Source organism: Kribbella sp. NPDC004138, from assembly GCF_053603655.1.
Map to the genome: position 1 here is coordinate 34,616 of NZ_JBSGFZ010000023.1, position 17,570 is coordinate 52,185.

The 17,570-nt window shown below is 67.0% G+C and carries 22 protein-coding genes and 1 pseudogene; 11 read left to right on the top strand and 12 right to left on the bottom strand.

Annotated features, from left to right (window positions below):
• Nucleotides 1–138: 138 nt before the first annotated feature.
• Together ACWEOO_RS29345 and ACWEOO_RS29350 are read left to right on the top strand one after the other, a co-directional pair.
• Complete coding sequence (locus ACWEOO_RS29345) at nt 139–852, top strand: response regulator (RefSeq protein WP_452145774.1); 714 nt, start codon at nt 139–141, stop codon at nt 850–852.
• Nucleotides 852–1,979, top strand: a complete 1,128-nt coding sequence (locus tag ACWEOO_RS29350) for a sensor histidine kinase (RefSeq protein WP_452145775.1) — start codon at nt 852–854, stop codon at nt 1,977–1,979. The genes ACWEOO_RS29345 and ACWEOO_RS29350 overlap by 1 nt, the downstream gene beginning before the upstream one ends.
• 8 nt (nt 1,980–1,987) lie before the next feature.
• Here the strand turns inward: ACWEOO_RS29350 and ACWEOO_RS29355 are convergent, their stop codons facing one another.
• Complete coding sequence (locus tag ACWEOO_RS29355; protein ID WP_452145776.1) at nt 1,988–2,104, bottom strand: DUF2933 domain-containing protein; 117 nt, start codon at nt 2,102–2,104, stop codon at nt 1,988–1,990.
• A 14-nt stretch (nt 2,105–2,118) separates the two neighbouring features.
• Complete coding sequence (locus ACWEOO_RS29360; protein ID WP_452145777.1) at nt 2,119–2,325, bottom strand: hypothetical protein; 207 nt, start codon at nt 2,323–2,325, stop codon at nt 2,119–2,121.
• Between the two features lie 223 nt (nt 2,326–2,548).
• Here ACWEOO_RS29360 and ACWEOO_RS29365 point away from each other — a divergent pair, with 223 nt between their 5' ends.
• On the top strand, nt 2,549–5,272 hold the full coding sequence (locus ACWEOO_RS29365) for a heavy metal translocating P-type ATPase (RefSeq protein WP_452145778.1): 2,724 nt from the start codon (nt 2,549–2,551) through the stop codon (nt 5,270–5,272).
• A gap of 14 nt (nt 5,273–5,286) precedes the next feature.
• Here ACWEOO_RS29365 and ACWEOO_RS29370 read toward each other — a convergent pair whose 3' ends face one another.
• From ACWEOO_RS29370 to ACWEOO_RS29385, 4 genes are all read right to left on the bottom strand, one after another.
• The gene (locus tag ACWEOO_RS29370) at nt 5,287–6,750 is read right to left on the bottom strand and encodes an ABC transporter permease (RefSeq protein ID WP_452145779.1); all 1,464 of its coding nucleotides are present in this window, start codon (nt 6,748–6,750) and stop codon (nt 5,287–5,289) included.
• Nucleotides 6,747–7,448 (bottom strand): ATP-binding cassette domain-containing protein, encoded by a 702-nt coding sequence (locus ACWEOO_RS29375; protein WP_452145780.1) that lies wholly within the window; start codon nt 7,446–7,448, stop codon nt 6,747–6,749. Before ACWEOO_RS29375 ends, ACWEOO_RS29370 begins: the two co-directional genes overlap by 4 nt.
• A gap of 31 nt (nt 7,449–7,479) precedes the next feature.
• Nucleotides 7,480–7,689, bottom strand: coding sequence for a hypothetical protein (locus tag ACWEOO_RS29380; RefSeq protein ID WP_452145781.1), 210 nt, complete (start codon nt 7,687–7,689; stop codon nt 7,480–7,482).
• A gap of 90 nt (nt 7,690–7,779) precedes the next feature.
• The gene (locus ACWEOO_RS29385) at nt 7,780–8,136 is read right to left on the bottom strand and encodes a hypothetical protein (protein ID WP_452145782.1); all 357 of its coding nucleotides are present in this window, start codon (nt 8,134–8,136) and stop codon (nt 7,780–7,782) included.
• A 289-nt stretch (nt 8,137–8,425) separates the two neighbouring features.
• Between ACWEOO_RS29385 and ACWEOO_RS29390 the strand changes: the two genes are divergently transcribed.
• From ACWEOO_RS29390 to ACWEOO_RS29400, 3 genes are read left to right on the top strand one after another with little or no spacing between them, the layout of a single operon-like run.
• Nucleotides 8,426–8,923: a hypothetical protein gene (locus tag ACWEOO_RS29390; protein WP_452145783.1), complete on the top strand. Its 498-nt coding sequence runs from the start codon at nt 8,426–8,428 to the stop codon at nt 8,921–8,923.
• A gap of 5 nt (nt 8,924–8,928) precedes the next feature.
• A complete protein-coding gene (locus ACWEOO_RS29395) occupies nt 8,929–10,020 on the top strand; it encodes a cytochrome b N-terminal domain-containing protein (RefSeq protein ID WP_452145784.1) in 1,092 nt (363 codons plus the stop codon).
• A gap of 4 nt (nt 10,021–10,024) precedes the next feature.
• Nucleotides 10,025–10,216, top strand: a complete 192-nt coding sequence (locus tag ACWEOO_RS29400) for a hypothetical protein (RefSeq protein ID WP_452145785.1) — start codon at nt 10,025–10,027, stop codon at nt 10,214–10,216.
• Here the strand turns inward: ACWEOO_RS29400 and ACWEOO_RS29405 are convergent.
• Nucleotides 10,200–11,030: a polysaccharide pyruvyl transferase family protein gene (locus tag ACWEOO_RS29405; protein WP_452145893.1), complete on the bottom strand. Its 831-nt coding sequence runs from the start codon at nt 11,028–11,030 to the stop codon at nt 10,200–10,202. The two genes, ACWEOO_RS29400 and ACWEOO_RS29405, sit on opposite strands and share 17 nt — an antisense overlap.
• Before the next feature lie 542 nt (nt 11,031–11,572).
• Here ACWEOO_RS29405 and ACWEOO_RS29410 point away from each other — a divergent pair.
• The 4 genes from ACWEOO_RS29410 (at nt 11,573) to ACWEOO_RS29425 (ending at nt 14,144) form a co-directional block, all read left to right on the top strand.
• Nucleotides 11,573–11,935, top strand: a complete 363-nt coding sequence (locus ACWEOO_RS29410) for a BlaI/MecI/CopY family transcriptional regulator (protein WP_452145786.1) — start codon at nt 11,573–11,575, stop codon at nt 11,933–11,935.
• Nucleotides 11,932–12,846: a M56 family metallopeptidase gene (locus ACWEOO_RS29415; RefSeq protein WP_452145787.1), complete on the top strand. Its 915-nt coding sequence runs from the start codon at nt 11,932–11,934 to the stop codon at nt 12,844–12,846. The genes ACWEOO_RS29410 and ACWEOO_RS29415 overlap by 4 nt, the downstream gene beginning before the upstream one ends.
• Nucleotides 12,847–12,981: 135 nt before the next feature.
• Complete coding sequence (locus ACWEOO_RS29420) at nt 12,982–13,653, top strand: hypothetical protein (protein ID WP_452145788.1); 672 nt, start codon at nt 12,982–12,984, stop codon at nt 13,651–13,653.
• The gene (locus ACWEOO_RS29425; RefSeq protein ID WP_452145789.1) at nt 13,650–14,144 is read left to right on the top strand and encodes a hypothetical protein; all 495 of its coding nucleotides are present in this window, start codon (nt 13,650–13,652) and stop codon (nt 14,142–14,144) included. The genes ACWEOO_RS29420 and ACWEOO_RS29425 overlap by 4 nt, the downstream gene beginning before the upstream one ends.
• A 102-nt stretch (nt 14,145–14,246) precedes the next feature.
• Here ACWEOO_RS29425 and ACWEOO_RS29430 read toward each other — a convergent pair whose 3' ends face one another.
• Both ACWEOO_RS29430 and ACWEOO_RS29435 read right to left on the bottom strand, forming a co-directional pair.
• Nucleotides 14,247–14,852 carry a DUF305 domain-containing protein gene (locus ACWEOO_RS29430; protein ID WP_452145790.1) on the bottom strand — a complete coding sequence of 202 codons (606 nt, stop codon included), beginning with the start codon at nt 14,850–14,852 and terminating at the stop codon, nt 14,247–14,249.
• A 50-nt stretch (nt 14,853–14,902) separates the two neighbouring features.
• A complete protein-coding gene (locus ACWEOO_RS29435; RefSeq protein ID WP_452145791.1) occupies nt 14,903–15,316 on the bottom strand; it encodes a DUF6153 family protein in 414 nt (137 codons plus the stop codon).
• A 189-nt stretch (nt 15,317–15,505) separates the two neighbouring features.
• Here ACWEOO_RS29435 and ACWEOO_RS29440 point away from each other — a divergent pair.
• Nucleotides 15,506–15,664, top strand: a pseudogene (locus ACWEOO_RS29440) (metal-sensitive transcriptional regulator); the annotation flags it as partial.
• An 8-nt stretch (nt 15,665–15,672) separates the two neighbouring features.
• Here ACWEOO_RS29440 and ACWEOO_RS29445 read toward each other — a convergent pair.
• Genes ACWEOO_RS29445 through ACWEOO_RS29455 form a run of 3 tightly spaced genes read right to left on the bottom strand, consistent with a single transcriptional unit; the run spans nt 15,673 to nt 17,549 of the window.
• Nucleotides 15,673–16,251 carry a TetR/AcrR family transcriptional regulator gene (locus ACWEOO_RS29445; RefSeq protein ID WP_452145792.1) on the bottom strand — a complete coding sequence of 193 codons (579 nt, stop codon included), beginning with the start codon at nt 16,249–16,251 and terminating at the stop codon, nt 15,673–15,675.
• Nucleotides 16,252–16,288: 37 nt separating this feature from the next.
• Complete coding sequence (locus tag ACWEOO_RS29450) at nt 16,289–16,657, bottom strand: hypothetical protein (protein WP_452145793.1); 369 nt, start codon at nt 16,655–16,657, stop codon at nt 16,289–16,291.
• Nucleotides 16,644–17,549, bottom strand: coding sequence for an MFS transporter (locus ACWEOO_RS29455; RefSeq protein ID WP_452145794.1), 906 nt, complete (start codon nt 17,547–17,549; stop codon nt 16,644–16,646). The genes ACWEOO_RS29450 and ACWEOO_RS29455 overlap by 14 nt, the downstream gene beginning before the upstream one ends.
• Between the last annotated feature and the right edge of the window lie 21 nt (nt 17,550–17,570).

The following is a 17,570-nucleotide window of genomic DNA, read 5'->3' on the forward strand; positions in this document are numbered from 1 at the left end:
CGTGCCTGGTAGGCCACCGCGGCCTCCCACCTTCAGCGTCGGCCGCGACCATGTGGGATGCCTCGGGAGTTCGATGAAGATTCGCTGAAGATGCAGACGGATCAAGGCATCGCGCACGTCATGAGCCACCATGGAGGCGTGACGCACCAGGCGGGACCCAGCAGAGTGCTGGTCGTCGACGATGAGAAGGACCTGACCACACTGATCGGGACTTACCTCGAAAAGGACGGCTTCGAGGTCACCTTGGCGTTCGACGGCGAGCAGGCCGTCGCGCTCGCCCGGCAGGTCGACCCCGACGTGGTCGTCCTCGACCTCGGTCTGCCGAGAATTGACGGCATCGAGGTGTGCCGTCAGCTCCGCACTTTCTCGGACTGCTACATCGTCATGCTCACCGCGCGAAGCGAGGAAGTCGACAAGCTCATCGGGCTGTCGGTCGGGGCCGACGACTACATGACCAAACCGTTCAGCCCCCGCGAGCTGATCGCCAGGGTCCGAGTCATGCTCCGGCGCCCCCGACGTACGACGGGATCGGCAGACCCGGCCGAGGAACCTCCACGGGTCTTCGGCGCGCTGAGCATCGACGTCGCTGCCAGAGAGGTGACCCTCGAAGACGAACTCGTGCCGCTGACCCGCACTGAGTTCGACGTACTCGCTGTGCTGTCGGCGCGCCCACGCCTGGCCTTCAGCCGCCGGCAGCTCATCGAGTCGGTCTGGGGTGAGACCTGGGTGGGCGACGAGCACCTGGTCGACGTCCATGTCGGGCACCTCCGGCGCAAGCTCCGTGACGATCCCGACGATCCGCATTTCATCCGTACCGTCCGCGGCGTCGGCTACCGGATGGGAGGAGGGTGATGGCCGCCGACACTTCACCGGTCCGTCAACGGCGCTCCCCCGGACTCGGTGCCCGGCTCTTCCTGGCACAACTTCTCGTTGTCCTCGTTGGTGCGGCAACCGTGTTGCTGCTGGTCAGCGCGGTCGGCCCGCCGATCTTCCGTAGCCATCTTCGACGCGCCGCGGGCGAAGTCGACACCGGAACCCTCCAGCACGTCGAAGAGGCGTTCCGATCAGCCTCCGCTGTCTCCACCACAGTCGCGATGGGCGTGGCGTTGGTCGCGGCTGTCCTGGTGTCGATCTTCGCGACCAGGCGCATCGTCCGCCCCTTGGACTCGCTGGCCACAGCCGCCGAGCAGGTTGCCGACGGCCACTACAAGGTCCGTGTGACAGCTGCCGGCCTCGGGGACGAGTTCAGCAAGCTCTCGTCCGCCTTCAACGTGATGGCGGCACGATTGGACGCGGTCGAGAGGACCCGCCGGCAACTGCTGGCGGACCTCGCACACGAGATGCGTACGCCGGTCGCCGTACTCGACGCTTATCTGGAAGGGGTCCAGGACGGCGTCGCGAGACTCGACGATGACACCGTGGCCGCGTTACGCAACCAGACCGCGCGACTGGCCAGGCTCACCGAGGACATCGCGGCGGTCTCCCGCGCCGAGGAACGCCAACTCGATCTACACCTCGAGGAGCTCGATCCCGGCGAGCTCGTGCGTAGGGCGATCGCCGCAGCCACGGACCGCTTCCGCGACAAGGGCGTCACCCTTCTCGAGACCTCGCCGCAGCAACCACCCAGAATCGTGGCGGATCCAGAACGCGTCGGCCAGATACTCGGCAACCTGCTCGACAACGCTCTCAGACATACCCCAGCCGGTGGTTCCGTGACGGTCGAGGCCAAGCTGGACAAGCCTGGATCGATCCTCATCAGCGTCTCCGACACCGGCGAAGGTATCCCGGCTGAGCACCTGGATCGCATCTTCGAACGGTTCTACCGCGTCGACAAGTCACGTGACCGCACTCACGGGGGCTCCGGGATCGGCCTGGCGATCGCCAAGGCACTGACCGAAGCCCAACACGGCCGAATCTCCGTCACCAGCGCGGGTCCGGGCAGGGGCTCGACCTTCACCGTCCAGCTACCAGCTGCCTGAGTGAGGCTTCAACAATCGTGCCGGTGCGCATGCGTCCGGTCGTCGTCGCGATCGGACGGCCCTCGATCGTCGGTACTCCCGCCATGCCCGCCCATCATGAACAGCATCATCAGCGGGCAGGCCACGGCTCCTCGCTCACTCAGTGGGGTTCGGTGCGGGTGAGTTCGTCGCGGATCCTGCGGTAGGTCTGTGGGTCGAGCTCGCCCGACGCCAGGCGCCGGTCCAGGCTTCGCTCGGCATCGCGCAGCGGTTTGTCGGTCGGGAAGATCCGGGTCACCGCCCAGACCACCAGACCGAGGATCGCGCCCCAGATCCCGATCATCAGGACCCAACCGCCGGCACCCATGCCACTGCACCATCCACCGCCGAACATGCGGCCCACCTCCTGCCTTCCATCTCACTCACAAGCCTGCACGCAGCACATGGAGACACCTCACGGCGAACGATGAAGATTCCCTGAAGCCGGAAGGACACACGTCCCGCCCGAGAGGGACGGTTGCCCCTGGCAGGCAGCGACGTACATCACGACCGTGGCCTTGTACGTCGTCCTGCACAGCAAGGAGCTCGCCATGAGTGTGGCTGACGTCGTGGTAGTCCTGACCTCCGCTGCGCTGATAGGCGCACTGGTGTGGTTCTTCTTCGGTCCACGCCGTACGAGCGCAGCTCGCATGGATCAAGGCGTCCAGCGCGTTGAGGTGACGGTCCGCGGCGGTTACCGCCCCGATGTCATCCGGCTGAGGCAGGGAGTGCCGGCGGAGATGGTGTTCGACCGGCAGGAAAGCGGGGAGTGCACCTCGCGTGTGGTGTTCCCGGATCTGCGGGTCAGCGCGGCCCTTCCGGCGTACGAACGGACAACGGTGCGACTGACACCGAATGCCGCCGGTACGTTCGGTTTCGCCTGCGGGATGAACATGATCCACGGCAGCCTGATCGTCGAGCCTGCGCCGGACGGATCTGCCGACGGCCGAACTCTGGCAACACCCGCTGACATCGCCCCACCCATTGACTCGACCGAGCGCGCCGCAGCGGACACAGAGGCGGCAGAAGCCGCCGAGCGCCGGGCGGAGATCGCAGACTTGACCCGCAGGGTCCTGGTCGGCGCGATTCTGACCGCGCCGGTTCTGTTCGCGGTGATGGCCGACTCGCTGTTCAACGCCGGCTGGTTGCCGGGGTGGATGCTCAACCACTGGCTGCAACTGGCCCTGATCACTCCGGTGATGTTGTACACCGGCTGGCCGATCCATCGCATCGGCTGGCTGACGCTGATGCACCGCGGGGCAGACATGAACAGCCTGATCACACTCGGAACGTCAGCCGCGTACGGCTACAGCCTGCTCGTCACCGTCGTACCGTCGATCTTCCCGTCCGACGTCCGCGAGGTGTACTTCGAGGCGGTCGGCGTGATCCTGACCCTGATCCTGCTCGGTCGGCTGTTCGAGGCCCGGGCCAAGGCCGGCACCGGTGAGGCGATCCGCGCCCTGCTCGGCCTGCAGGCCCGCAACGCGCGAGTCGTCCGTGACGGCGTCGAGACCGAGATCCCCGTCGAAGACGTCGCGATCGGCGACGAGGTCGTCGTCCGGCCCGGCGAGAAGATTCCGGTTGATGCGATCGTCCTCTCGGGCTCGTCCGCAGTCGACGAGTCGATGGTCACCGGTGAACCGATGCCGGTCACCAAACGCGCCGGCGACACCGTGATCGGCGCCACCGTCAACGGAACGGGATCCTTGCGGGTCCGCGCGGACAAGGTCGGCGCGGATACGATGTTGGCCCAGATCGTCCGGCTGGTGCAGCAGGCCCAAGCCTCGAAGGCTCCGATCCAGCGCCTGGCCGACGCCATTTCGGCCTACTTCGTACCGGTCGTCATCGCGATCGCCATCGCGACGTTCGCGATCTGGTACGTGGTCGGCCCGGCGCCCGCACTGACGCTCGCGCTGGTGTCGGCGGTCGCGGTACTGATCATCGCGTGCCCGTGCGCGCTGGGACTTGCGACGCCGCTGTCGATCATGGTCGGCACCGGCAAGGGCGCTCAGGCCGGCATCCTGATCCGATCGGCCGAGGCACTCGAGACAGCGCATCGCATGGACACGGTCGTGCTGGACAAGACCGGCACGATCACCGCCGGCAAACCGGTCCTGACCGACGTGCGCGCTGTCGGCGACCTCGGTGAGCCGGAGCTTCTCGCGCTGGTGGCCGGTGCAGAGGCCGACAGCGAACATCCGCTGGCCACCGCCGTCGTCGCCGGCGCCCGCGACCGCGGCCTGGCACCAGGCGCGGCTGCCGGATTCGACTCGGTCACGGGCAAGGGGGTGCAGGCCACCGTCGATGGGCACGCCGTGCTGGTGGGCAACGCGAGATTGCTGGCCGACGTGGGCATCGAGGAGGCCCAACTGCAAGCGACCGCCGATGAGTTCTCCGCGCAGGGCAAGACACCTGTGCTGGTTGCCGTCAACGGCCGGGCGGCCGGTGTGCTCGCGGTCGCGGACACGCTGAAAGAAGACTCGGCGACCGCGATCACCGCTCTGCGCGACCTGGGCGTCGAGGTCGTGATGATCACCGGCGACAACGCCCGTACGGCGGGTGCGATCGCCCGGCAGGTCGGTATCGAGCACGTACTCGCCCAGGTTCTGCCCGAGCACAAGGCCGATGAGGTACGCCGTCTACAGGCAGACGGTCACCGGGTCGGGATGGTCGGCGACGGCATCAACGACGCCCCCGCACTTGCCGCGGCCGACGTTGGGCTGGCCATCGGCACCGGCACCGACGTAGCCATTGAGGCCGCGGATGTCACCCTGATCTCCGGCGCCCTGACCGGCGTCGCCACGGCGATCAGCCTCTCACGCGCCACCATGCGCAACATCCGGCAGAACCTGTTCTTCGCCCTCGTCTACAACGCCATCGGACTTCCCGTCGCAGCCGGCGTCCTTTACCCGTGGTTCGGTATCCGTCTCAGCCCGATGCTCGCCGCGGCTGCGATGGCACTGTCGTCGCTCTCGGTCGTCACCAACGCCAACCGCCTCCGCCGCTGGCACCCGCAACCACCCCGCGCTGCCTCAACGACGCACGTTGAGCCGCGGATCGAGATCCCGCAACAGGAGGCGCCGATGACCGCCGGTCCGGTCCAATCGAACACCGACACCGATCCCGTCTGCGGGATGACCGTGACGCCTGAGTCCGCAGCAGCGCACCGAGACCGGAGTGAGCACCGCTACTACTTCTGCTCTGCTGGCTGCGCTACGGCGTTCGACTCCGATCCCAGCCGATACACCGCGGCAAGTCAGGACAACTCGTCCTGAACAATCTCGTGAGCTCAACTGGCGGCTCTGCGGAAGAGCAGCGTGCCAGCGATGGTGAGCGCGGTCAGCCAGGCCAGGGCCAGCAGCAGCGGGCCGGTCTGATCGAACCCGGACGTGAGGCCGCCGTCGAGCAGGACCCGGTCGGCGCCGTACCCGGGCAGGAAATGCGCCCACGCGGGCGGCTCGGTTCTGAGCATCGGGCTTTGAGCGATGCCGAGATCGAGGAACGGGACGAGGAAGGCTATGAGGACGCCCGCCACACGGCCGAAGAGCGGCCCGAGGCACACCCCGATCATGGCGTACGTCGCGGCCACCAGGATGTTGCCTGCGGCATACAGCAACGGCTGCTGGGCGTCGAACACCAGCGCGGTCACCGCCAAGGCCGCCGCGGTGACGACGACGGCGGCAAGACCGACGATGCAGATGCGGACGACCAGCAGCATGCCCCTGGGAAACCCGGCCAGGGCGAGGCGCCGGTCGCCAGTGCGTGCGTCAAGGACGATGAAGAGGCCGGCCAGCGTGGCCAGGGACGCCACAGCGATCGGCGTCATGGTTCCGGCGTGAACGTCAGGCAGCCAGAACGATCGGGTGACCGTCTGTCCAGCGTCGACGACCTGCATCTTCAGGTAGCCATCTTCCGTCACCGCCTCGGAAAGCCAGATGAAGACCACAGGGACGGCCACCAGGAGGGCCAGCAGCGCGGGATTGCGCCGATTGTCGCGAAGCCCCATCCGGAGCCCGGTCATGAAGCGGCCGCCACGGTGGCGAGGCTGGACGACCCCGCTGGTCACGGTCAGCACAGTCCACGCCACCAGCACAGCTGATGCGGTCCAGAGCAAGGCCCAACCCAGATCGCCAGGCCGTCCTCCATGGTGTGACGGCAAGTCGACCATCCACAGGGTGACGAAATGAGTCGGGAACCAGCGGGTCGCGACCCGGTCCGGGGACCCGACCGCCGGCCCGAAGAAGACGTCGAGGATCCAAACGAACAAGATGATCACGGCGCCATTCACCGGATTGCGTACAGTCACACCCACCAAGGCCCCGATCGCAAGATAGATCAGGGCGAACATCAAGGTACCGGCGACAACTCGCAGCGGTTGATCGATGCCGGTTCGCACGCTGAGCGCAACCAGGGCGGCAGTAGTAACCAGCAGCGAGAGAGCCAGGCCGGTCACGAGCCGCGCGGCCACGAGTCGACGTGGAGCCAGTCCGGCCACTACCAGGCGCCGGTCGGCAGCCCGCGCTGCGCGGGTCTGGAAGTACATGGCCACGCCCGCGAGGAACGCCGCGGCCCAACCGGCGGTTGCAGTCGGGACGTCGGCCCCGGATCCACCGAGCAGCTTCGCCGCGTCGGCCATCGAGCCGGCCGCGGCAACGACGAACACGACAGGGATCACGACCAGCACGAGCGGATTGACCGGGTTGCGCGCGTAGTCGGCAAGGAACCGGCGGGCAAGGACAATGGTGGCCGTCACGTCGTTCGTCCCTCTCGCAGGTGAACGATCCGGTCGAACCGCTCCTCGTCGGCGACGAAGTGACTGATGATCAGTACCGCGCGACCCGCCTGGCGGCGCAGCGCAACCAGCTGCCAGAACTTCAGATAGGTGTCCCAGTCGAAGCCGGCATACGGCTCGTCCAGGAGCAGTACGTCGGGATCTGCCAGCAGAGCGAGCGCGAGGTTCAACTTCGCGAGCGTTCCACCGGACAGCCGATCTGCGCGGCTGCCGGCGTACCGCTCGAAGCCGAGGTCGGCGTACAGAGCCCGTTTCGCACGGTGCTCAACCTCGGGGGACATGGCATACGCACGGGCGAACAGCTCGAAGTGCTCGTTACAGGTCAGCCTTTCGTACACCACGGGTTCCTGCGGGCAGTACCCGAGCCGACCGGTCACCGACACCGTCCCGGCGTCAGGGCTGAGCGCGCCGACCAGGATCTTCATCAGCGTCGACTTCCCCGAGCCGTTCTCACCGACCAGGCCGACCACCTCACCCGGCACGAGGGTCAGATCCGCACCCCGAAGCACGAGTTGCGACCGCCGCATCGGCCAGATCCCGCGCCGATAGGCTTTCTCGATCCCGGACGCATCCAGTAGCGGTACCTCCACCACGTTCGCCGGTGAGACGCCGGCAGCGACGTCGAGAGGTCCCTGCGACACGGCGGTTTCCGATGTCATCTTTTCCTCCCACCTCAGCTCACGGGGGCCATCAGCAAGGCATGCCGTCCCAGCCTGAGAAGCCCTGATGCATGCCGGGGTTGTGGACGCCGTCGAAGCCCATCGTCTGCGCACAGCCGGCCACATGCTGACCGAACTCGCTCTCGGTCGGCGTGGATTCAGCGTTCGCGGACGCTGCACCAACGACCGTCGTTGCGGCAGCGAGCACCGCCGTACCCAAGGTGATCGACAACTTACGCATGATGACCTCCAGGTTCGGATTCAGCGATCGGGTTGAGCCGACCGTCCGCCACCCGCCCGTGTCTGGTGAGAGGCGAAGGTCCCGCACCGGTCAGGCACGATGACCGAGCCTTGCAGTTCGCAAGCGCCGGCAGCGCCGATCGCGATTGTCCGGACTGCCGGCGCGCAGGATGGCATGAGTCATTCCTGTCGATGCGACAGCCGCGATCAACACCAGGGCGAGCAGAGCTCCAGCAGCAAAAGCAGGCTTGGATGCAGAGACGACGAGGCCGACGAGGGTCCCGACGACGAGTACGGCGAGCGCTGCCGCCATCGCCACGGCGTCCGAGGGCGGGCGATGTCGCCGTACCTTCACGTCCATCGGCTTCGAGCTGGGTCCGTACCTGTCGACCCATTCGTCCGGCACGTAGTCCGGGATGTGCAAGCGGGGATTCTCGGCCATCGCCACCGCCTCCCTCCTAGGAGACTGTGACGGATCGTGCGTCGCGACCCGCGGTGGCAATAGAGCCGAACGAACGATTGCCGACGGGCCGATCGGCCCCGCCTGACAGGACCTCCGGGTACGGCACTTCCCCGACGTGGGTGTCTCGGGACCTTCGGGCCTGGAACACGAGGCTTAAGCCCCTTCAGCTGTACGCAGGCACAAGCGGACGTTGACGATGAGGAAGTACTACTCACCCTAGGAGTTCGCGGTGAGGAATCTATGTCGCGGCTGTGCCGCACTCATCCTGGCTCTCGTGACAGCAGTGGCTGGCCCTGGCGTGGCGCGGGCTCACGGTCCCGACGACAGCGACATGTCCTACGTCCTGGTCCGGCAGGCTATCGCGCTGATCGTCAACATGCCCGACGACGGGGACATGATCACCGACAAGATCACCGACGCCACGGAGGCGACGGATACGTCGCAGGTGCAGATCCCGCTGGTCGAGAAGGCTGCCGCAGCGTGGAAGGCTGGAGACCTCCACCAGACCCGAGCCCTGCTCGAGAGGTCGATAGGTGCTCGCGTCCACACCAGCACCTCCGATCCGGTACCGATCGGCCAACCGGCCCCGGTCACGGGAGCCGAGACCGGCACCGTCGCCGCGATCGACCCACTCCCTGGTCGTGACGGCATGAGCACCCTCACCTGGGTGATGTTCGCACTGTCGGCGCTCGTCCTGGCCGGCGGCGTTGTCATCGCGACCCGTCTACGCCCCCGTGATCTGCCACACCCCGGCCCGAGCGCCCAGGACTGATTCCGATGACACACCACGTTCACGCCAGATGGGTTCCCCGGCGGCAGGCCGCAACACCGGGACCGGGCGTACTACGTCGTAGCCTCGACGCCGTCGACGAACGGCTCGGCATCCGCGCAATCGAGTACCCGGTACCAGCGCACGCCAACCGGCTCGCCTTCAGCCTGGGCGGACTGACCGCGTTCGCCCTGCTGATCCTGATCGCGACCGGAATCGTGCTCGCGCAGTTCTACGACCCGAACCCGGCCTCAGCCAACGAGTCGGTCCGCGACATCGTCCAGAACGTCTACCTCGGTCGCTGGATCCGCGGCGTGCACTTCTGGGCCGCCGAGGCGATGTACGTGCTGGCGATCCTCCATCTGCTACGCATCTACTTCACCGGCGCGTACAAGCGGCCACGCGAGGCCAACTGGCTGATCGGCGTCGCGATGTTCGCCCTCACCATCGGCGCGATGTTCACCGGAACCGTCCTCAAGTGGGACCAGGAAGGGTTCGAGGCGCTGAGTCACAATCTCGAACTGAGCAAGCTGCTGGGCGGCCTCGGGTTCTGGTTCACCACCGGCTTCTCCACCCACGTCTCGATCCTCGTTCGGCTGTACGTCGCGCACGTGTCGGTGATCCCCGGCCTCATCCTCGGACTGCTCGTCCTGCACGCACTGCTGGTGAAGTACCACAAGATCTCACCTGACCCCAGAAACCCCAGCGAGGCCGGGGAACCCGCCGAGCCGTTCACCCACCACCTGCGCCGGGTCGGCGCACTCGGCCTCGTCCTGCTCGGCGGCCTCGGCGTCGCCGCGGCCCTGTTCCCACCCGGCGTCGGCCCCACGCCTGTCGAGGGCATCGAGGTCACCCGGCCACCGTGGATGTACTGGTGGATGTTCACCCTCGAGAACTGGATCGGCCTGTCCGGCATCCTCTGGGGCGGAGTCATCCTATTCGCTCTACTCGTCGCCGTTCCGTTCATCGACCGCAACCCCAAGCGATACTGGCGACAGCGCCCAGTCGCGGTCACCCTGGGTGTCCTCGTCCTCGTCGCCATGATCGTCCTGACCGTGCTGGAAGCGGTCACCACGCCGGCACAGCACCTCGGGATGTGACGCCGTGAACCGCGCGCACCGAAGCCTCGTCGTACTGACGATCCTGGACATCTTGGCCGTCGGTGCACTGGCCCAAACTCTGTCCGGCGCAAGCAGCCCGCTGGCCGACGTGCTCACCGTCGCCGACCTACTCGTCCTCGTTATCGCCTCGACGCTCCTGGTCCGCGTCCTGCGCTACCTCACCCGACATCCTTGAAGATGACCGCGGACAGCGCCGCGAACTGGTCGTCGACCTGCCTCGCCGCCGAGCGGCTTCGCTCTGCCAGAGTTCGGACGATGTGGGCGCGGTCGGCGATAAGCGCGTCGAGCTGCTTCTCGAGTACGTCGACATCCAAGTCGTTGATGTCCTGCACGTATTCGCCGACACCCATGTCCGCCATCAAGGACACGTGCTTGTTGCCGTAGGCCACGGCAACGGTCGGCTTCGCCAGTTTCAGGGCAGTCAGCACCGTGTGGAAACGCGTACCGACAACCTCGTCGACCAACGCCAACTGCCGCATCACATCATCGATCGAATGCGGCCGGTCATACTCGGCGGGCGGCCTTCCCGGCCCTCGCCAGCTGGTCCGTACGGCGGCCAGGATGCCGAGCGCAACAGGCTCATCATCCGCGTCGCCGACGACGAGCCGAACCGAGCGACCGCTGTCGACCAGATCCAGCACCAAGCGGGTCATCTTCGCGGTGTAGTCGGCGTGGATATCGTCGGCTCGATCGCGCTCGCCAGGCCCGCCGTAGTACGCCATGACTCCGACACCGACCACGCCTGTCAGTTCCGACGAGACGCCCGGGTTCGCGAGCCCGAACACGAGGTCCGGGTACACCCGGTCGCTCTCCTTGGCCATTCCCATCGAGACAGCTGCGGCGAGCGAGTCACGATCCCGGAACGACCGGTAGGTCGCCAGCCGGGCAGCTGTCGCCAGCAAACGCCGAGTGAGGCGTTGCTCGACCACCGAGGCGCCGACGCTGACGAAGCAGATCTTGGTACGGAACATCCTGCCCGCCACGGACATGACGACATTCCGTAGGGCAACTGCCACGGTCGCTCGGGCAACGTCGAGTCCAGCACACCCATACCAGGAACGATCACCATGTCGTGGCGCCGTACCCAGGCCGATATCCGCCAGGTATCGATCATGGCGCCGAGGGCGATCAGCACGAGCGTGCGCGCTGCACGCAGCAAGCGGAACCTCGACACGACCGGGGCGTGCAACCACAGCAGTCGCTGTGCAGGTAACCCGTAGCTCGCCGCGACCTCTTGCGGCCCAGAACACAGGCAATCGACCGCAGGCGCGGCGGTCCCGAGGAAGCCCAGGACAGCCTCCATGCTCGCATCGTTGCCGAGGTTCCCGCTGCCGAGTCGCCCCAACAGGCCGATTCGCACGCCGGCGCGCCGCGTACCCATACTGCCCCCATCCCCCACGCTGCTGGCCGCCCAGCCAGGAAATCTCCTATTCTGGATAGTAGCTATGGAGTGGCATTGCGGGCAACGCCCGCCGGCAGGCTCCGGCGTCGACTACCGTGATTCGGTACGTCCGAGTTGGAGGGGTGCCCTATGCGTGGGTTCGGCGAGCTTGAGGCCGCGGTGATGGACCGCCTGTGGTCCTGGGGCCGCTCCGCGATCGTGCGTGAAGTGCTCGATGATCTCAACAAGGAACGCAACCTCGCCTACACCACCGTGATGACCGTGATGGACAACCTGCACCGCAAGGGCTGGCTGACCAGAGAGCGCGACGGCCGCGCGTATCGCTACGCACCGGTTGCCACGCGGCAGCAGTACAACGCTGAGCTGATGCGTGAGGTCCTCGCCGGCAGCGGCGACCAGGCCGGCACACTGCTGCGGTTCGTCGAGGACGCCACTCCAGCAGAGGCGGACGCCATTCGGCGGGCCCTGCGATCGCGAGGATCGGGCCGATGACGACGATCACGCTGGTCCTGTTCGGGTACGCCGCCGTACTCGCGACCGCTTCTCCGCGGTTGCTCGCCGGCCCATGGCTCGATCGGTCACCACGCCTGGGATTGGCTCTGTGGCACTCCTCCGCCGCATCCGTTCTGCTGGCTTCGACGCTCGCGACAGTCGCCTGTTTCGCCGATGACGGACTGGTGCATGGCTGGCTGACCGCAATCGGCGGTAGCAACGGCGTGCCGGGACTGTTCGCCGCGGCCATGGCTGTAGTGGTTCCTGCCGTGCTGATCGGTCGCGTCGCACTGACCGTGGGACGGGTACTGGTGCGACACCGGGCCGACCGCGATCGCCATCTGAAGCTGGTGTGTCTGCTCGGCTGCCGCGACCACGAACTCGGTGCGACCATCATCCCGGCCGACGTTCCGGCGGCGTACTGCGTTCCGGGGGCTCGGCAGATCGTGCTCACGAAGGGCGCGATGGCGCTCCTCGATGAGGCGGAACTCCGCGCTGTGCTCGCGCACGAACGGGCGCATCTCGCGGGCCGTCATCACGTCCTGGTCGCCTGGGCCGACGCGCTTCGGCGCGCCTTTCCGCCCGTTCCGCTCTTCGGCGCGCTGCCGAAGACGACCGCGCACCTGGTCGAACTGCTCGCCGACGACCAGACTGTCCGCCGCGAATCGGGAGCGAACCTGGCCTCAGCGATAGCCACGCTGGGCTGTGCGGGCTCGCCAGCAGTCGGTCTCGCCGCAACGGGCGGTTCGGTCCTGACACGGGTCGAACGCCTGCTCACTCCGCCGGCCCCACTGCCGGTGGCAACTCGCGTAGGTGGCGCCGGCGCAGCCGTTTCACTGCTGGCGCTTCCGCTCGTCCCTGTCCTGGTCCTGGCGGCAGGCCTGGTGGCATGCCCACACTTCCTCGGCTGAGCTCCTCCGAACACGCATAGTAGTTGTAGGGATATCCTTCGCAGCGATCCCTGTACTAGCGGCAGTAGTACGTCGTACGGTCCTGGACAGTCTCGCACCGCCCACGCGAGGCATGTCCCGGAGGAGATTCCGCCCATGAAATTACTCCGCCTCGCCGCCATCCCAGCGGCCGCACTGGTCGCGATCGCGACCGCCGCCCTTCCCGCGCAGGCCAACCACTCTTGGGGTGGTTACCACTGGGCCCGTAGCGGTCAGGTCACCGCGCCGCTGGTCTCCAGCCTGACCTCGGACTGGACCGGCAATCTGAGCACTGCCCGCACCGACTGGAACAAGAGCGCGTACGTCGAGAGCGGCATCCTGTCCGGAAGCACAACGAGCACTGCCCGCCGGCGCTGCTCGATGATCTCGGGCCAGATCCACGTCTGCAACTACGCGTACGGCAACAACGGCTGGGCCGGTCTCGCCTCGATCAACCTGTCGGGCGGCACCCATATCAGCCAGGGCAGCGTCAAGGTCAACGACACCTACGAGTCCGGGGCACCGGCCGCGGAGCGCCAGGGCGTCATGTGCCAGGAAGTTGGCCACACCTACGGTCTGGACCACCAGGACGAGAACTTCGACAACCCCAACCTCGGCACCTGCATGGACTACACCCGCGACTGGTCGACCAACCAGCACCCGAACCAGCACGACTACGACGAACTGGCCCTGATCTACAACCACACCGACGCGGCCGCCGCCAAGGCGTCCAACGTGTCCAAGATCAAGACCGGTAACACGGTCACGATCATCACCTGGGCGAAGTGAACCGACTCGTCCTGGCATCCGTCGCAGTCGTTCTTCTGAGCGGCTGCGGCGGATCGCCGCAGCCGTCGTCGTCGGCCACGCAGATCGCAGCGGCAACGCAGACAGCCCCGCCGCTCACAACCCCGTCCGAGCAGACGTCGCACGTTGCCGGCGCATCCGCGGCCGCCGGCCTGGTCGTCGGGCAGCAAGGGAGTACAGCGGCCCACACCCTGTGGTCGCTGAGAATCGAGGACACTTCCGCGAAGCCGATCGTCGAACAGATCTTCAACGGCGGCCGCATCGCCTTCAGCCGGAGCATTCCCGGCGGCAACTATCGGGTGATCGTGTGGAGCCGCCCATGCGAAGGGGCCTGCCCGGCAACCGGCGAAGCCGGCCTGGGTCAGCTGCAAGAGGTCTGTGGTGCACAGGTCACCTTGGCGCCGGGAAGGCCCACCAAATCAACGGCAGTCCTCGCGAACGACGGCACCTGCACCATCAAGATCGAGCACTGACCGGCCAGCTCTGCTCGGGACTTACTATCGCACAAGGCAACTAGCGGCATCGAGTGATCTGCGGCGGATGGGCCGGCGGCTCGTTGCCGCCGGCCTTTCGCGCTAGGCGACCGGCAGCTGTCCGAGCAATCGCTTCAGTCTCGCGACCTCAGCGGACTGAGCTGTGACGATCTTCTTCGCGAGTGCGATCGTGGCCGGACTCTTGCCGCTGGCCTGCTCGGCCTTCGCCATGGTCACTGCGCCCTGGTGGTGCCTGATCATCATCTGGATCCAGACCCGGTCGAACATCCTCCCCTTGGTCTTGCCGAGTTCGTGCATCTCGTCCTCGGTCATCATGCCGGGGATGGAATCCTCCACCGAATGGTCGCTGTGCGAGGGCGACGGAACCGGCTTGCCCCAACCCGTGAGCCAGCCGGACATCTGCTTCATCTCGGGCTCCTGCACTACCGTGATCGCCGTGGCGAGTCGCTTGACCTCGGCGCTCGTGGCTTGCCACTTGGCCATGCCGGACATCTGTAATGCCTGCTGGTGGTGCAGGATCATGTGCGAAGCGAAGGCTACGTCCGCGTCGTTGTGGTCGGCCGCCGGAGCGGCGACGCCCGCCGAGGTGGGTGCTGAATCGGACTCGTCACCACAACCGGCCAGGCCGACGGCGGAGACGAGAACCAGGACTGCCGAGGCACCACTGGTCCACTTACGGTGTCGCATTGTCTTCTTCCTTTGTCGAGGCAGTGGGCATTGCGCGGGCACCTGACGAGTCAGATCCGCAGCACACACAACCTCGACAAGGACAGCGGAACCCAAGGCGGCCAACTCAGTGGGTGCACGCCGATGGTCGCCGCGAGACGCCGGTTACCTGTGACGACCGACCAGCGGCGGACTGCTACGCCGGCCAACGCCAGCGCCAGCACCGTCATGACTGCCAGGCACAAGTCCTCCGGATGATCATCAGCGTCACCGGCGGCTGCGATTCTGACGATCTGAGCCCTCTCATGGCCTGCGGCCTCGGCGTGGTGCGCGATCCCGGGCCGGCCCGCCGTGGTGTGCCGCGCTGCGAGGAGCGCGTCGTGCTGACTGGTCAGGCCATGCATCGCGAACACCCCGGCAAGAAGACAGACAACGGTCAGAGCCTTGATCAGGCCCGATCCCATCACGCTGCCGCCGGCATTCACGCGGCCAACCATAGCGAGGTTCACTTCACGGTAGGTCAGAAGCCTTGCAGGCAACGGGTACGTCGGGCACCCGGTGATACCAGATGCCCCGCGCGTCGCGGGTCGGCAGCTACGGCAGCTGGGTCAGCAACTTGCGCCGGAACCTCTCCGGGTCGTGGCTGTACAAATACCGTAGACGGGTACCCTATGATCTCGGCCGTGACGAAGGCGCTGGAGTCAGTGGCCCTGGGCCTGCTGGACGACCACCTCTCACACTGCGTCGTCGACGCCGCGGCGGCCGGCGGCTCCGAAGCCGACCGGAAACTCAAGGAAGCATCCGACGCGATCGCCCGCCCGGTCCGCTCTTGAACCGTACTTCAGCCGGCGTGCAGCAGTGAGCGCAAAGTGGTGATCAGTGCGGATGGAGCGGCCACAGAGGTAAGGCGGCCGGCGTCGACCTCATCGGCCGCCGCATGCAGCACCGCGTAGAACGTGGCAACCAGCCAGTCACGGTCTAGGTCGGTACGGAATGCGCCGTCGCCTTGACCGCGAGCGATCAGGTTCTCGACATGGCGGAACGCCGCGTCGTGCTGCTCGCGGAGAGCAGCCTGACCCAGCTGTTCGAGCGCTGCGAGGCGCACCGTGCGGTGGCTGTCGAGCTTCGACCACGAGGTGCGGATCAGGCGGTCCAGCGCCTCGTCGACATCAAGCGCGTCGAGGTCCAGCGCGGTCAGCGCCTCGTCGGTCTCGGCGACGGCACGCAGTACGACGGCCTCGAGCAGCAACTCCCGGGTCGCGAAGTGGGCGTACAACGTCATCCGTGTGATGCCGGCGGCGGCCGCGACCTCGCTCATCGTCGGCATGGCGCCGGCGGCGAGGAGGTCGCGGGTCGCGGTGAGGACGGTCTCGGCATTGCGCTCGGCGTCCGCACGCCGGCGACGCTGGTCAGCGGCCATTCCCGAAGCCTACGAAGCGCCGTGTCCGGACGACGAATCAATGGCCATGCCCGTGGCCGTGCCCGGCCACGGGCTGCGGCTTGCCGGCCGGAACCAACACCAGAGCGACCAGCGCAGCAAAGGCCGCGGCGGCGGCGCTGACCAGGTAGGCGTCGGAGAAGCCCTCCACGTCAGGTGCTCCCGCGGGCGACAGGCTGGCCGCGGCAACGGTCGAGACGACCGCGATGCCGATGCTGCCTCCGAGTTCGTGGAACGTGTTGACCACGCCGGACGCCACGCCCGACTCCGCCGCAGGCACGTTCGCCAGGGTCGTGGTGGTCGCGGTGACGAACACCGGCCCGACCCCGAGTGCGGCGATCACGAACCCGGGCAGAACGGAGGTGGTGACGCTGTCACCAGGCGACACCTGTGTCAGGAGCGCGGCACCAACCGCGACGAGTGCGAAGCTCACCACGGCGAGCGCGCGACCACCCACATGGCTGATCAGGTGAGCGCCGCTGCGGGCGCATCAGTGGTACGGCGACCTTCGCCTCGGTCAGCACGAACACGCCGTACCCGATGACCGCTCCCCCGAGGGCAGCCAGGGTTCCCGCGGATCCCCAGCCCGCATCGCCGGCGTGGACCAGCCCGTAGATCAGTGCTGCCGTCGCGGCGGTGACCAACAACGCCCCCGGTACGTCGAGGCTCTGCCGCTCCCGCGACCGGTCCGCGGGAGCCAGGCGCGGGATCAGAACGAGGATCACGACACCGATCGGCACGTTCACGAAGAAGACCCACTGCCAACCGGGGCCCGCGGTCAGAAGCCCACTCAGCAGTACGCCGATCGTCGCGCCGGCGCCACCGATCGCGGCCCAGATGCCCAGCGCACGGTTGCGCTCACGCCCCTGGAAGATCGTGGTCAGGATCGACAACGCGGCAGGCGACATCAGGGCCGCCCCGAGCCCCTGGCCGGCGCACCCGGTGATCAGGACGGCCGCGTCCTGCGCGAGACCGGACACCAGCGACGCCAGCGTGAAGATCGCCAGCCCGGTCAGGAGCGTCCGCCGCGCACCGAGCAGGTCGGCCAGCCGGCCACCGAAGATCATCAGGCCGCCGAACACCAGGGTGTAGGCCGTGACAACCCAAGTCAGCGCGGCCCGCTCCAACCCGAGATCGTCACCGATGCTCGGCAACGCGACCTGAACCACCGTGATGTCCACGATCAGCATGAACTGCGCGAACGCCAGCAACACCAGCATCAACCACCGCCGGCCCTCCACCGGATCCACTCTCTCCACCTGCACCTGAGGATGACTCATCGCGATCCCCTAACATTGACA